The organism is Leptotrichia sp. oral taxon 221, from assembly GCF_018128245.1.
Taxonomy (GTDB): domain Bacteria; phylum Fusobacteriota; class Fusobacteriia; order Fusobacteriales; family Leptotrichiaceae; genus JABCPH02.
The window spans coordinates 981,616-996,650 of sequence record NZ_CP072378.1 but is presented as its reverse complement, the minus strand read 5'-3'; the positions used below and the strand labels follow the sequence as shown (position 1 = coordinate 996,650).

The 15,035-nt window shown below is 26.5% G+C and carries 17 protein-coding genes; 4 read left to right on the top strand and 13 right to left on the bottom strand.

Going from position 1 to position 15,035, the window contains the following annotated elements:
• Window positions 1-46 precede the first annotated feature (46 nt).
• The 8 genes from J4863_RS04380 to J4863_RS04345 form a co-directional block, all read right to left on the bottom strand.
• Window positions 47-634, bottom strand: a complete 588-nt coding sequence (locus J4863_RS04380) for a DUF4291 domain-containing protein (RefSeq protein WP_211619241.1) — start codon at window positions 632-634, stop codon at window positions 47-49.
• Window positions 631-1,167 carry a HEAT repeat domain-containing protein gene (locus J4863_RS04375; protein WP_211619240.1) on the bottom strand — a complete coding sequence of 179 codons (537 nt, stop codon included), beginning with the start codon at window positions 1,165-1,167 and terminating at the stop codon, window positions 631-633. The genes J4863_RS04380 and J4863_RS04375 overlap by 4 nt, the downstream gene beginning before the upstream one ends.
• Window positions 1,168-1,352: 185 nt before the next feature.
• Entirely contained in the window at window positions 1,353-1,676 is a 324-nt protein-coding gene (locus tag J4863_RS04370) for a hypothetical protein (protein ID WP_211619239.1), read from the bottom strand.
• Window position 1,677: 1 nt separating this feature from the next.
• A complete protein-coding gene (locus J4863_RS04365; protein ID WP_211619238.1) occupies window positions 1,678-1,950 on the bottom strand; it encodes a hypothetical protein in 273 nt (90 codons plus the stop codon).
• On the bottom strand, window positions 1,895-2,116 hold the full coding sequence (locus J4863_RS04360) for a hypothetical protein (protein ID WP_211619237.1): 222 nt from the start codon (window positions 2,114-2,116) through the stop codon (window positions 1,895-1,897). The genes J4863_RS04365 and J4863_RS04360 overlap by 56 nt, the downstream gene beginning before the upstream one ends.
• A gap of 113 nt (window positions 2,117-2,229) precedes the next feature.
• On the bottom strand, window positions 2,230-3,192 hold the full coding sequence (locus J4863_RS04355) for a hypothetical protein (RefSeq protein ID WP_211619236.1): 963 nt from the start codon (window positions 3,190-3,192) through the stop codon (window positions 2,230-2,232).
• Between the two features lie 24 nt (window positions 3,193-3,216).
• Window positions 3,217-3,609 (bottom strand): hypothetical protein, encoded by a 393-nt coding sequence (locus J4863_RS04350; protein ID WP_211619235.1) that lies wholly within the window; start codon window positions 3,607-3,609, stop codon window positions 3,217-3,219.
• A gap of 321 nt (window positions 3,610-3,930) precedes the next feature.
• The gene (locus tag J4863_RS04345; RefSeq protein ID WP_249111574.1) at window positions 3,931-4,707 is read right to left on the bottom strand and encodes a helicase; all 777 of its coding nucleotides are present in this window, start codon (window positions 4,705-4,707) and stop codon (window positions 3,931-3,933) included.
• Window positions 4,708-5,342: 635 nt separating this feature from the next.
• Here J4863_RS04345 and thrC point away from each other — a divergent pair.
• Window positions 5,343-6,836 (top strand): threonine synthase, encoded by a 1,494-nt coding sequence (gene thrC, locus J4863_RS04340; RefSeq protein ID WP_211619234.1) that lies wholly within the window; start codon window positions 5,343-5,345, stop codon window positions 6,834-6,836.
• Window positions 6,837-7,488: 652 nt separating this feature from the next.
• Here thrC and J4863_RS04335 read toward each other — a convergent pair.
• Complete coding sequence (locus J4863_RS04335) at window positions 7,489-8,865, bottom strand: carbohydrate porin (RefSeq protein WP_211619233.1); 1,377 nt, start codon at window positions 8,863-8,865, stop codon at window positions 7,489-7,491.
• A 309-nt stretch (window positions 8,866-9,174) separates the two neighbouring features.
• Between J4863_RS04335 and J4863_RS04330 the strand changes: the two genes are divergently transcribed.
• The 3 genes from J4863_RS04330 to J4863_RS04320 are packed head-to-tail and all read left to right on the top strand — an operon-like array spanning window position 9,175 to window position 11,950.
• Window positions 9,175-10,230 carry a hypothetical protein gene (locus J4863_RS04330; RefSeq protein ID WP_211619232.1) on the top strand — a complete coding sequence of 352 codons (1,056 nt, stop codon included), beginning with the start codon at window positions 9,175-9,177 and terminating at the stop codon, window positions 10,228-10,230.
• Window positions 10,231-10,260: 30 nt separating this feature from the next.
• Window positions 10,261-10,953, top strand: a complete 693-nt coding sequence (locus tag J4863_RS04325) for a PspA/IM30 family protein (protein WP_211619231.1) — start codon at window positions 10,261-10,263, stop codon at window positions 10,951-10,953.
• A 37-nt stretch (window positions 10,954-10,990) separates the two neighbouring features.
• Window positions 10,991-11,950: an SPFH domain-containing protein gene (locus J4863_RS04320; protein WP_211619230.1), complete on the top strand. Its 960-nt coding sequence runs from the start codon at window positions 10,991-10,993 to the stop codon at window positions 11,948-11,950.
• A gap of 218 nt (window positions 11,951-12,168) precedes the next feature.
• Here the strand turns inward: J4863_RS04320 and J4863_RS04315 are convergent, their stop codons facing one another.
• The 4 genes from J4863_RS04315 to J4863_RS04300 all read right to left on the bottom strand — a co-directional run bounded on the left by J4863_RS04315 (window position 12,169) and on the right by J4863_RS04300 (window position 14,905).
• Complete coding sequence (locus tag J4863_RS04315; RefSeq protein ID WP_211619229.1) at window positions 12,169-12,786, bottom strand: hypothetical protein; 618 nt, start codon at window positions 12,784-12,786, stop codon at window positions 12,169-12,171.
• 202 nt (window positions 12,787-12,988) lie between these two features.
• Window positions 12,989-13,288, bottom strand: a complete 300-nt coding sequence (locus tag J4863_RS04310) for a hypothetical protein (RefSeq protein ID WP_211619228.1) — start codon at window positions 13,286-13,288, stop codon at window positions 12,989-12,991.
• Between the two features lie 703 nt (window positions 13,289-13,991).
• Window positions 13,992-14,540 (bottom strand): hypothetical protein, encoded by a 549-nt coding sequence (locus tag J4863_RS04305; protein WP_211619227.1) that lies wholly within the window; start codon window positions 14,538-14,540, stop codon window positions 13,992-13,994.
• Entirely contained in the window at window positions 14,537-14,905 is a 369-nt protein-coding gene (locus J4863_RS04300; RefSeq protein WP_211619226.1) for a hypothetical protein, read from the bottom strand. Before J4863_RS04300 ends, J4863_RS04305 begins: the two co-directional genes overlap by 4 nt.
• Window positions 14,906-15,035 lie beyond the last annotated feature (130 nt).

The window sequence follows — 15,035 nt, the reverse complement described above, 5'->3', positions numbered from 1 at the left end:
AATTTTTTAATAAAATTCAAGAAAAATATTTAATTATTGTATTAACCTAATCATTGATATTTAAAATATACTTTTTCTCTTTAGGAAGCATAACTTCTGAAAAAGTTCCATTTTGAATGCTGTTTCTCATCTCAATAACTTTATCAGTTATATCCGTTATATTTACAATCCAGTCATTTATATATTTTTTTACTGTTTTTCCCTTTATACCTAGCTGTATCGCTCTTCTTCCTATTGGATTGCCGTAAATATCCCTATCCGGATCCCATTGACATCTTACTTCTGAATTTTCTAGTTTTTCTTTCCATTCTTCCTTAGATAAATCAGAAACTTCCCTAAAAGATGAAAGTACAGAATTTCTCACTATTTCATCAAATCCTTCCCTTTTTAGGTCAATTGCCAATATTCTTTCCTGTCCTTGCTTACTGGCCCAGCCACTTCTGTACATCATCCACAAAAATGATGGCTTTATCCAGGTCATTCTTGTAAGACTGAATTTACTTCCAAACTTTCCTAATTTTAAAGCCTCGTCTGCTATTTCATTATTATATGCCTGATAAACTCTTATTGTTTTATCATCAAATACAGCATAAATATTTCTTTCCTCTTCTTTTTTCATAATTAATCCTTTCATTCAACATCCTTATTTGTAAAGTCACATCTGTTCAGCTGTTCCATTGCATGTTCTCTTATAGTCTCTTCTTCACTCTGTAACAACAATTCCAATTTTTCTTTCGCCTTAGGAGTATTTATATCTCCTAAAGCAAAACAGCATTTTCTGACTAGTGCAAAATTATCATCCCAACGGTATTTTTCAAAATTTGAAGTTGCTAATTCATAAATGCAATCTATCGTAGAAGGTAATTCTAGTTGCTGGAGATAAAACACTATATCTTCGTGTTTTCCATGCCATTCTTCTTTTGTTAATTTGCATAAAATATCAACAAATTTTTCACTGTATAATTTGAACATGTAAATTGCTAAAATTAAAATATATACGCTGTCTCCATTTTTTTCATTATATGCTTTTTCCAACTCTGTTTTTATATACTCTATTCTTACATCATCATTTTTTAAAAATTCCTTTTGTAATTGTTGAAAACTTATTTGTTTTTTATATTTTTTCGACATCAAATTTTCCAATTTTTCAAGATTATTTTTTTCCATTTTTTATTATTTCCTTTCTAAAATTGATTTCTTTTATATTTTTATTAAATATTTCCAGTCCTTTTCCATCACCTAATGTTCTAGTTATTTGTTTTCCTTCTTCTTTAAAAAGTACTTTTTATACAGTTCATTGTATTCTTTTGTTGATAATTTTTCCGTTTTTCTCCTTTTTCATTACATATTTTTTAATTTATTTCAATAAATTTGTCTAACATCTTATCTATTTGCTCTACGTTTTGCTGCAAAGTGGTATTTTCATTATCATAATAAAATAGAATTATTTTTTCATCACTCACTCTATAAACTTCAAAGCAAATATTTTTATAAGGTGCAAAAATAGGTTCTGCAATTATTAGTGAAGCTAAATATTTTTCTTTTTCTAAAATTAAATAATATTCATTTTTATTATTTTTAACGATATCTATTACTATATTTTTTAATTGAAATTCTTTTATTTTCTTTTTCAATATATCGTCAATTTTATTTTTTAAATTTATAATTTCTGACATTTTATTTTTCTCTCTTTATTTCAATATTATAAACTTTTGGCATCTCTTTAATTCCCTCTAATCCTTTTTTTATGTTAAGCCTATCACCTAGAGAACCTGGTCCATGAATTATCCCCCAATTCTCCTTTCCTCCTGGTTTAATAATATTTTTATCTATATCAAATTCAACAAAGACTGAACCTTTTTTTGCTGCCTTAAAAGTTTCAGGATCGGATGGATTAATTACATGTGTTATCCCTCCTTCTGAACTCTGAACCCCTCTTGTTTTTAACATTTTTTCCCTTTATTCCTGAAGTAGAATTTGCAGTTACTTCTCCGCCTAAATGCTCTGTTGCACCATATTTTGTGTAATTATTGCTACCCTTACCAAATTTATCTTCGTCACTCAATAACAATGCTGATACATTGAATTTATTTACATCATCAGCTGCATTATTCATTATCGACTGAATTAGTTCCTCATTAGATTTTCCGTTTATGAAGGCTGTACTGTGATATATCTTGTTAGAAACTTTCTTGTGTTAAGCTACCTGTCGTAAAAATATATTTTCGTCTAAAAATTTTCTTTAAAATTTTCAAACATTTCTTCTATTTCAATATCATTATAAATATCTTTATAAGCATTAACAATAATCTCGAGTTCTTTCAAAAAATCTTCTTTTGAAATTCTTTCTACATTCATTTCATCCCTATTATCTCTATATCGTTCAAAATTTAATTCCTTACATTTTAAATTTTTATTTTCAATATCAAAATTTTTCTCTTTGTATAAAAAGCCAACATTTCCAAAACTTTCATATTCTAAATCTTTTGAATAATATTCTATTTTAATATCATTTTCTATTTCTATTCTATATATTTCAGAATATTTTTCTTTTTCTTCAATTTGAAAATAATCAACTCCATTTATTCTAAAAACTCTCTTTTTGTTAAGCATAAATTCTTTTAATCTATCTTTTCCAAGAAGATAAGAAAAAAATTTCTTTTTTATATCAATATCCCAATAATTTATATATTTTGTATAATAGTTAATAAACTCCAAATTATATTTATTTTCTTTCTCGTTATATTTTAATAAGAATTTTCTTGATTTATCTCTTTTAAATAAATTTTCTAAATCAACATTTATTCTAAAATTTTTAAATTTTTCCATATATTCTATATAATTATGCAATTCTTGTTCAACAAAGCTTATTAAGTTAGCATAATCAACGATATTTTCAAAATAGTAAATTAAAAAATAAGAAAAAAGTTCTTCATAACCATAATAAACTCTAATTTCACTATCAGAATTACACTCAGAAATATATAATGCTGTTTCATCGGTTTCATTCCAGCCATTATTAATATACATACCCTGATCTTCAACTATTGTAGTTTTTGTTGAATTATCTTCGTATATATTTGAAACTACATATGGAAAATTTCCTATTTCCTTAATCAATTTTACTAAAAAATCATATTTACTTATTTTTAATATTGAATAACTATCAGTTCTTATTTTTTCGATTTTCATGTCTTTTCCCTTTCTTTTTCCTATTTAATTTCCATGAAAATAGTACCCATCTATTTCTATTCCCCCTGTTGGAGCATCAGATTTTATATTAACTCTTATTTTTTGATTATTAATTTTTATATCCAAAGGGACATTGCGATTTGGATTACTATATGCTCGTTGAACATCATTTGGTGTTATAACATTTTTAACTTCATTAATAACTTGTTTAGTTAAATCTTCCGTTTTGTATATCCTAGTATCGTATACTGTTTTAGGATTTTTTACAAATTCTCTATATTCCACAACACCATTATTCTGTTCTATTGCTTGAGCAGAATTTCTTTTTGGTACTCTATATTTAACGCTCTTAACTCCATTACTTACTTCGTTAGCATCAAATTGTATTTCAGGATGCTCTTTTAAAATATTTTTCATACATTCTATTGTATGGCAACCAAAAATAGGACTATTTTTATATTTATTTCCACACCTTGTTTTAAACCTCTATTTATAAACAACTTTCACTTTTTATGTTCAGACTATTAAATATTTCTATAACTATATTTTAACAAAAAGATTTCTTTTTAACCGTAACAAAAACCTCCAAATATTATATAGTTATTTTACCATATATTATTTAGAGGTTTACGTAAAAATTTTTACACTCTCTATTTTAGTTTATACAAAAGGACACTCTCGTACAAATTTTGTACACACCCTCTCGTACACTCTTTTGGAACACTTTCAAATTGTATTTTAAATTAATCCCAGCAATGGCTTAAATATATTATTCATTTCCACAAATTCTTCATAAGTAATATCTGCCTTGTCATTAAAGATAATGTATATACCCTTTTCAAGCAACAGAACTTCATTCGCTTTCCCTTTGAGTCTTTCTAGAAGCTCTTCCTTAGGTATTTTTATTAGCTTAGTGTAACTCTCTTCATTGAAATACATTACTGGGGATAGTGTAAATAATACATCTCCCAGCATTCCTATGTTACAATTTTTCTCCTTCAGTTTTAAAAATTCAGGATTTATACTTTTTCCATAAGTTCTTGTTTCCGGAGCTCTTCCTTCTTCATAAGCACCATTATAAGCTACATATAAATCAGCAACATAAGGATCAAAAACATTTATCACCTTTGGAAGATCTTCATATATTATTTTTTTATAGTCTATCAACTTGTATGTTGTCTTAAATTCATAATGTAACTTATCCCAACATGCCGATAACATCCTTTCATCTCTCCAATCATATGAACCTTCTATTGAAACTCCTTTAGTTTTAACATTTTTAGCATCATAAAAACATATTAATTCTGTCCCAAAGTCAGGTGTTTCTGGAATTTTACTATCTTTCAATCCTAAAGGAGCTTCCAGCTTCGACAGTCCTTCCATAACTTTTTTATGCCTTTCTTCCATCGTTTCATTTACATCTACTTTTCTGTATATTCTGATAGTTCTTTCTTTATTTTCCATTTCTTTATTTCCTTTCGTAGAATTTATAAAATCAAGATACTGGAATGCCATCTTAATTATATTTTAGATTTTGAATTTACATAAAATTATGAACGCTCTCCCATCTAAAAATTTCCTTTAAAATTTTCAAATATTTATCAAGCCTGTATAACTTCTTATTCATCATTTTCATTTATTCTTTTAAATCTCTATTTAAAAACAACCCTCACTTCTTTCACATAATTAAGTAATTTGACAAATCTAAAAGTGATGTCTTAAAATTTCTCTCATTTCCTGTTATTTCCCAAATTTTATCAAATTGTCTTTTTTCAACAATATTTAATTTTTTTCTCACAAATTCATATTTATTAAAAATTTTATACATTGTTTTTTTAGATTTTCAAAACATTTCTCCCAAGTATCTCCCTTTAAATCCTTCAGTGAAATGTATTCTTTCAAAGTCTTCAATCCCCACAGGAACAGCTTTTGTTCTCATAAAATCACGCCCTCTTTTATTTCTTATAAATTTCAGTATATATTAATTATACCACAACCTGATATTTAAAATAAAGCTATTTTAAACACTTCGATTTCTTTTAAAATCACAAAAATTCAAAAGTAAAATCTTGTTTTATATTGTAAAATCACAACAAATATGTTACTATAAGATGTGAAAATTTAATAAATTGAAAGAGGTGTAAACATTTATGAATTACAGAAGTACTCGAGGTGGAGAGCCACAATCATCGACATTTGCTGCATTACATGGACTTGCTAAAGATGGTGGTCTTTATATACCTGAAAAATTGCCTAATATAAAATTAACTTATAATGAATTGAAAGATTTATCTTATCAAGAATTGTCAGAAAGAATTATCAAATTATTTTTTACAGAATTTACTGATGAAGAAATAAAAAAAGCTGTAAATAGTGCATATAATAGTGAAACTTTTACTGATGAAAGTATTGTTCCAGTTTATAAATTAAATGATAAAGTTAGTTTTGGCGAATTATTTCATGGAAGAACTTTAGCTTTTAAGGATTTAGCTTTATCGCTTTTCCCTTATTTATTGCTTTTAAGTAAAGAAAAACAAAAAGAAGATAAAAAAATCTTGATTTTAGCTGCAACTTCTGGAGATACAGGAAAAGCTGCTTTAGAAGGATTCAAAGACGTTGATGGAATTAATATTGTTGTATTCTATCCAAAAAATGGTGTTAGTCCAATGCAAGAAGAACAAATGAGAAAACAATTGGGAAATAATGTTGATATCGTTGCAATTAATGGTAACTTTGATGATGCTCAAAGTGCTATAAAAGTAATTTTTGGAAGTGAAGAATTTAAAAAATATGCAAATGATCATAATGTTATGTTTTCAAGTGCAAACTCTATCAATATTGGTAGATTATTCCCTCAAGTAATTTACTATATTTCTACTTATGTTAATTTAGTAAATTCTGGTACAATAAAAGAAAATGAAGAATTTAATGTTGTTGTTCCAACTGGAAACTTTGGAAATATTTTAGCTGGATATATTGCTAAAAAATTAGGTATTCCTATTAAAAAATTCATTTCAGCTTCAAATAAAAATAAAGTACTGGCTGATTTCTTCCAAACAGGAACATACAATAAAAATAGAGATTTCTATGCGACTAATTCTCCATCAATGGATATTTTATTATCTTCTAACTTTGAAAGATACTTGTATTATGCGACTGGAGAAAATTCAGAAAGAGTTGCTGAATTAATCAATAATTTATTAACAACTGGTGTGTTAAAAATTTCTGATGAAGAATTAGCTAATATTCAAAAAGAATTTTATGGTGAATTTGCAAACGAAGAAGAAACTGTTGCATCAATAAAAGGAATTTATGAAAAATATCATTACTTAATGGATCCTCATACTTCAGTAGCTTATTCAGTTTATGAAAAATTAGGAAATGACAAATTGAATAAAGATGTTCACACAGTAATTATGTCAACTGCACATCCATTTAAATTCCCTGCTCCTATCGCAAAAGCTTTAGGATTAGATGAAAATTCAGAACCTTATAGCATCTTGGATAAAGTTTCTGAAATAACTGGAGTTGCATTCCCTGCAAAATTAGATGAAGTTAGAAAATCTGAAATTAGATTCTCAACAGTAATTGATAAAGCAGAAATACAAGATTATGTTAAAAAATATATTAAAAATTTAAAATAATGTTTGTAAAATTAAGAATTTTTTGATACAATAACTCGTATGAATTTGAAATTTATCAAACTAATAAGTAAATCATAGTTGTATAATCTTTGCTAATAGTTTGTGTATGCTCTACTCACTCAATAACTCAGACTCATGTAAAGGTTATTCAGCTATAATTTCAGACTCTAATTTATAATTAATGATAAATTTTCTAAATCATATATTATAATGAATCATATCGTAAATAAAAGGCTATGTCATTTTTGAAATAGTCTTTTTAATTTATTGGAATAATAAAAATATTTAATATAGTTTTACCGTAATATGTCATTTTTTTCAAAAATAAAGACTAGACTATTTGTAGAAAAAAAGCTATAATATATGTAAACATAAATTTAGAAATATTTTAAATAAACCCTAATTTTTCCAAAAATATTTCTAAATTTTAAATTATCGTGGTGACTGTCAAATTAAAGAGAAAATTTACAAATTGAAATTTTTTCTTTGTTAAAAGTTATCATGTAACTAAAGAGTTGTCTAAATTTTTTTTAGAAAAACTCTTTTTTTTGTATATCGAAAACATTCAAAAAATAAATAATTAAAAAATTCAGAAAGTTCATTTTAAAACCTTCTGAATTTTTATTTTGGGTATTTAGAATAATTTTATGAATTAGAACCAAACTTCTGTTTGTACTCCAAATTGCACGCCTTTGTTATGTAATTTTCCATCTGAATCAATTCTTATATCTTTTTTGTCTCCAAATCCTTGTCCGTAAGTTACGAAAGCTCTAATTTCAGGTCTTCCCCAGAAATTTTCTGCATCAAGTTTTAAAGTTGGAGCTACTGTTAATTTGAACAATCCACTGTCATAATTTGAATTTCCTTTATTAACTTTTACATAGTCTACTCCTGTTTCATATTGCATAGCAAAGTGTTGTGTAATAGGATTTACAAGTCTCATTCCTGCTGTTAACCATTGTTGTTTTTGATTTTTAACTCCACCAAAGTTTTTGTCATATCTATAACCTAATTCAGGCATAATTTGCCATCTGTCTGAAAGATTTGCTTGACCGTATGTCACTAAGTTTATAGAATAAGCATCTTTTCTAGTATCTCCCCAAGCAGTAGCACTTCCCAGTCCACTTCCTGAACCAAGTCCAACACCACCTTGTAATACTACTTTAGAAGATCCTTTATCTTTCAATCCGTAAAAACCAGGTAAACTATATCTTACAGAACCTTGTGTTCCCCATTCAGTTATATCTTTATCTGTAGAATCTGATTTCATTGTGTGTCCTGCTAGTTCAAAAGCCCATGGACCTACTGAATATCTTGAATGAAGTGTGTATTCAGGATGATCGCTAGGATCGTTTGCAATTAATGCAACATCAGCTGCTCCAGAACCAAGTTTAATATTTTGAATTCCTGCACCTGTTCCTGAATAATTTCTAATATAATAGTCATTTATATGAATATCTTCTCTTGCATAATATCTTTTCCCTGCCCAATAAGTAGCTCCGTCATTTGGAGTTATATCAACATAAAATTGTCTAGTTTTAAATGAATCGTTTTCAGAACCTGGATTTGTTGAACTTCCTGAAGTCCATGTTTTATATTCGTCTCCTGAACCTGATTTTGTTGAAAACATGTAATGAACTGAACCTTTTGCTCCATTTACATCAAATTTTTTAACCAATTCTAATTCAGCGTAAGTATCATCTTCATTACCTAATCTATATTTTTGAGCAAATCCTTCATCTTGAACTTTAAATGCATTTCCTTTGTCTCCATCTTGATTTATAAGTACACCTGCTCTTCCATAACCATGAAATTCAAATCCATCAGTTAATTTTGATATATCCAATGCTGGAGCTGCCGCTACTACTGGGGCAGGAACTTGTTTTTCAGCAATTTGTTTTTGTAATTCTTCTTTAGTTTCTCTTAATTCTTTTTCAAGTCTATCTACTCTTTCTTCAAGTGTTTCTGCATTCACTAATGTACATGCCAGTAAAAATGCTGTTATTGCTAATAGCAATCTTTTTCTCATAATAAAATCCTCCATTAATTATATTTTTATTTTCTTTGATTTGGTTGTTTGCCTATAAAGTATACCACTATTTTTATTATTGTCAATACCTCATTAGAAAATTTTTTATAAATTTTAATATTATATTTTTTTGTTAACTTTATACAGAATATTTTCAATGATATTCATGATTTTTTACTATCTTTGGTACTACTGACGAAAGAAAATTCAGTTTAAAAACTAAAAAAAATATGTTATAATTTTTATTGTTAGGAAATCTTATATTATTATAAGTGCTTCAGAAATTTTTAGTAAAGGAATGGAGAATTTATGAAAAATGAGAATTTCAGCTGTAAAAATTGTGGTGGAATTATGAATTATAACCCAAAATCACAAAATTTAAAATGCGAAAATTGTGGGAATGAAGTAGCACTACCAAAAATATTATCATTAAATAGACACGCTCTAGAAGATTATGAACGTCGATTAAAACAATTACCAGAAGAGAAAACAACCGTTATAGAATGCTCTTCGTGTGGAGCAACAATAGAATTAAGTAATGAAAAAGCTTCTGGAACTTGTCCTTATTGTGGTTCAAACGTTGTTGTGGCTGAAAAAATTATGTCGACTTTAGAACCAGACGGTTTAAAACCTTTTTTGATTGAAAAAAAAGAAGTTGGAACCATTTTTTCTAAATGGATAAAAGGACGGTGGTTTGCACCAAATGCATTGAAAAATCTTTATCAAACAGGAAAAGTTATGGGAATTTATTTACCCTATTGGTCATTCGATAATTCAGCTTCTTGTGAATATTGGGCGGAAGGTGGTATCGATCATACTGAAGAATATGAAGAAGACGGTAAGACATATACAAGAACTGAAACTGATTGGTATCCTGTTCACGGACATATTGGAAATGATTTTAAAGATGTTATTACTACGGGTTCAAGGAGTTTAGAAAGACGATTATTACAAAATTTAGGAGGGTTTTATTTAGATAATACTATTAAATTTGATTCTGGATACTTAGCAGGATATAGCTCTGAAATTTTTAAAATACCGATGTATGAAGGTTATACAGTAGCAAAAAGAATGATGACGAATACTCTTGAAGGAATGGTCAGTAGTGAGGTTTTAAGTAGATATGATCACGTTCGTAATATTAGTATGGATATCGACTGGTTTAATGAATATTATAGACTTTTGATGTTACCAGTTTATTCAACATCCTATTTGTATAACAATCAGACATATCAAGTTATAATTAATGGAGAAAATGGAGCGATAACTGGTGAATATCCAAAATCAGCAGTAAAAATAACTCTTGCTATTTTGGCAGGTATTTTAGTTTTATTAATAATTTATTATTATTTAAAACAACATTAATTTTTAAAATAAAAAACGGAGGAAAAAACAATGGCAAATATTTTAACAAGATTCAAAGATATAATGGCAGCGAATATTAATTCGTTATTGGATAAGGCGGAAGATCCAGAAAAAATGATTGATCAATATTTGAGAAACATGGAAAAAGATTTAGCAACTATAAAATCTGAGGCAGCAGCTGTTATTGCTGTAAAAAATTCTGCTGAAAGAAAAGTTGAAGAATGTAAAGGTGAAATTGCTAAGATGGAATCTTATGCTAAAAAGGCTCTACAAGCTGGAAATGAAAGTGATGCGAGAATGTTTTTACAAAAAAAAGAAACATTGAATTCAAAATTAGCTGATCTTGAAAAAGAACGTGAAACTGCTGTAGTTAATGCAGAAAAAATGAAGGAAATGCATGATAAATTAGCAAGTGACATTCAAAAATTATCAGAAAAAAGATCGGATATAAAAGCTAAATTAAAAATGGCTCAAACAACTGAAAAAATTAATTCTATGACTTCTACATCAGGATTGAATGGAAATATTTCTGCATTTGAAAGAATGGAAGAAAAAGCAAATAGAATGCTTGATGAAGCCAATGCTAGAGCTGAATTAAGTACACCTAAAAAAGACGAAGTTGAAGATTTAATGAAAAAATATGATGAAAGTAGCGATGAAACTAAAAATTCTTCTGCTGTAGATGAAGAATTGGAAAAAATGAAGAAAGAATTGGGATTGTAATTTAAAATTTCAATAATTGTAAAGAAAGGAAAATAAAATGGGATTATTTGGAAATCAATTAGCAAATGTTATTGAATGGTCTGAGTATAATGAAGATACACTTTTTTGGAAATGGTCTAACAACGAGATAAAAAAAGGATCGAAACTAATACTTAAACCTGGTCAAGACGCTATATTTTTATATAACGGAAAAATTGAAGGTGTCTTTGAAGATGATGGAGAATATGATATTCAATCAGACATCATACCATTTTTATCTACTTTAAAAGGATTTAAATTTGGATTCAATTCTGGATTAAGAGCTGAAGTAATTTTCATAAACACTAAAGAGTTAACTTTAAAATGGGGAACAAAAAATGCAATAAATATTCCAGCGGCTGGTCTTCCAGGTGGAATGCCAATTAGAGCTTTTGGAACTATGTCTTGCAAAGTGGATGATTATCAAATATTGATTGAAAAAATTTCAGGAGTTCAAAGACAATATAATATCGAAGATATTAAAGAAAGAGTAATGTCTATGCTTGATCAGTTGCTTATGAAATGGATTGTTCGTGAAGGTAAAGATATGTTCAATCTTCAAGCAAATGCTCATGAAATTAGTTCTGGTATTCAATCAGATTTAGATTTAGAAATGAGAAAAATTGGTCTTTCTGTTACTAATTTTGCTGTTTCTAGCTTTAATTATCCAGAAGAAATTAAGAAAATGCAAGAAAAAGCAGCTGCACAAAGCATGGTTGGCGATGTAAACAGATATACTCAAATGGCAATGGCTGATTCAATGACTAATGGAAATACTAGCGGTGTCGCAAGTGATATGGCTCAAATGCAGATGGGAATGATGATGGGACAACAAATGGTTAACCAAATGGGAGGAGCTCAACAATCAAATTCAAATACCTCAAATGGAAATGAAAATGTACCTAAATTTTGTCCAAACTGTGGAACAAAAACAAATGGTGCAAAATTCTGTCCAGAATGTGGTACAAAATTAATATAAAGTTTTTTACTTATAACTTTAAATTTGTGTTAGATAAAAAATAAAAATTCGATAAACATTTTTACTGGAAAATTAAATTAATTTTAGCTTTCAGTAACTTATGCATATCGAATTTTTTGAGTATATGGGTATGTAAAAATTTTTATGTAAATAGAACAATAAAGTACTGAATTTACTGGATTTATCTGTTAGTTTATACCAAAATTGCGGACACTCTCTTACATTGGAATCCAATTCAACTCTAATCCTGATTTTATATAACGTATACCAACTTGATCTATTATAAATTCTGTTTTTTGATTTTTTTTCTGACTTTCAATAAATACCTTAAATTTAAAATAATTTATTCCATATATAAATGTATCTGAAGTTAATTTTGATTGCAAATTTTCTTTTTTTAATATATCTTCTAAAGGTTCTTTAATAGAATATTCACAGCTGTTAGTTTCGTTATCGCAATCTAATTCATCTATATTTTTATTTATTTCTATTGTTCCTATTTCTTTATTTTGATATATTATTTTTATATTCTTTAAAGAATATAAAGATCTTAAAGTTTTAGCAAGTGATATTTTTAAATTAGCATCATAATAAATACCAATACTACTAATCTTATTATTTGCATTAATTTCATAAGTTGTACCAGTGCCTGTCAACTCATAACGACTCTCTCCTTTATCTCTAATACAAAATAATACAAAAAATAAACATAAAGATAAAATAATTGTGAATTTTAATATGTTTTTTTTTGTTCTTAACATAACTCGAAAAAGTAGAGATAAAAAGCTCAACAAAATAATAATTATTAATATATTTTCTAAATCAAAATTTATCATTTTATTATCCCTGCCTTTTTTAATCTATCTTCATAAAATTTTCTTATATGATTTCCCATTTTTGAATTTTTAAATTTATAATGAAAGATAAAAACTAATAGTATCCAAAATATACTTAATAAAAAATTATATATTATTATATTAGTTATATTTTCTTGATTATTTGATCCATATCCATATTTATTTAAAAAATCATTTGTTTTTAGATATTCGATATTTCCAAATTTTTTTCTATCTCTAATTTTGTTAAATGAAATTGAGAATCTTTTTCATAAAAAGAATTTATATAAAAATAACCTTTACAAAATTTTTTAGTCTTATACTTTTGTTCTTCAAAAGAAGTAATATTCTCTTCCCCTAATGAATAACCTACTATATAATTTTTTATCTGCTGAATTTTAATTATATTTGGACATCTTGTGAATCCCAAATTTTTCGTAAAATTTATATCCAGTATATCTAGATCAACTTGTTCAAATCTTTCATCATATCTATCTAACATATAGGATTCTGAAATTTTATAATATATATTTTGTATATATTCTTTATTCAATATTAATATTGAAATTCTGAAAGAAAATACAATAAAAAAACTTACTAAAATAATAGTCCAAAATTTAATTTTACTTATCTGTATTAGAATCACCCCCCAGTTCCTATAAACTCTCTAGTTCATACTCTCCTTGGGCTTTTTCTTCTTTGGTATTCAATTTATAAATCTAAAAAAAATATAAAAAAAACATACTATAATTGAACAAATAATCCTTTCACTTATTATCATTTTATTTTCCTTTTTATCAATAGATTTTGAAATAAAACCTATCAAACACGCCCATATTATTAAATTTAAATTAAATAATGATTTAATAGGTATTTTTATAATATAACATACTAGAGAGAACAACAATAATTGTACTAAGAAATATAACTTAACTTTATATATATTTATAAAAGTATTTACAATAGTAGCTAAAACATATAAATCAAAACTAAATAAAATAAATCTATTATTTTCTATATTAACTAACTTTATTAAAATTGAAAATATAAATATAAAAGAGTACGAAAAAATCATTATTTACCTCCATTATTTCGAGAATTCTTAGTTCCAGGATATACATACAAATTTGTATGTCCAGTAATAGATACATATGGATTTACAGGGTGTGTAAATATCTTTGTAAAATTTTTACACACCCAAAATTTTAGATATATTTTAATATTGATTTTATAATTATTATTAAAAATATTATTATTATTGTCCAAAGAAATATTCCCACGATTGCTACCTCTTTTGGTTGTCCTATATCTCCTTCTCCATAAAAGTTTAAAAATTTTTGTGCTTTTAAATACTTTATTTTTCCAGGAAATTTATTTTTAATTTCTTCCTTTGTTAAGTTAAATTTAGCTTCGTTTTCATTATCATAGTTTATATAAAAATAACCTTTATATTTTAATTCTTTTTTACAATCAAGATAAGCATATTTATCTGTTCCAACTTCTCCTATGAGATATTTATCTTCATAATCAGAAATTTTTTTTACAACAATACAGTTATTGTAATTTTCTTTATTTACTATTTTTAAAAAAATTGAACTTGAGTTATTGCCCCATCCAAAATTACTTAATATATAATATTTGTTTATGTACATATAAGTATTTCGAATATATTCTTCTCCTATTATAATATAAGTGTAAAGAATACCAAACACTAAAATAAACAAAAAAAGATATTTACTGTTTTTTTTTATCATTTTTTACCTCTTTTCTTCATGGAATTTTTTATTTCATTTTTTATTTTTGTTGGAGATTTCCCTTTTACTAAATATCTTAATTCTTCAGGAAATAGGTTATGCTTTTCATAGTCACTCATTAAACCATATGCATTTCCTCCAGCTTCAAATGAAAATGGAACTCCCTCTAGTAAATCATAAGGTTTTGAAAAATTATCTGCTATTCTCGTGTATCTAGTTATCATTACAAACTGTTCTCCTTTGTTATTTGGTTTAGAAACTACAATTTTAATATGTCCTACTATAGTTGCTCCTCTAAAAGTTATGTTTAACCTACGAGCATCAGTAAATATTTGTCCTATTTCCAATCTAGTTTTTAAATGCATTATTTCACTTTGAGAAACAAAATTTTCAGAAAATCTCTTATTATTTACATAAAAAGTTCCTGGTCCTCCACCATGAAATAATCCAATATCATATCCTACATTTTCCCCAAAATCAACTTTACTTTAATCT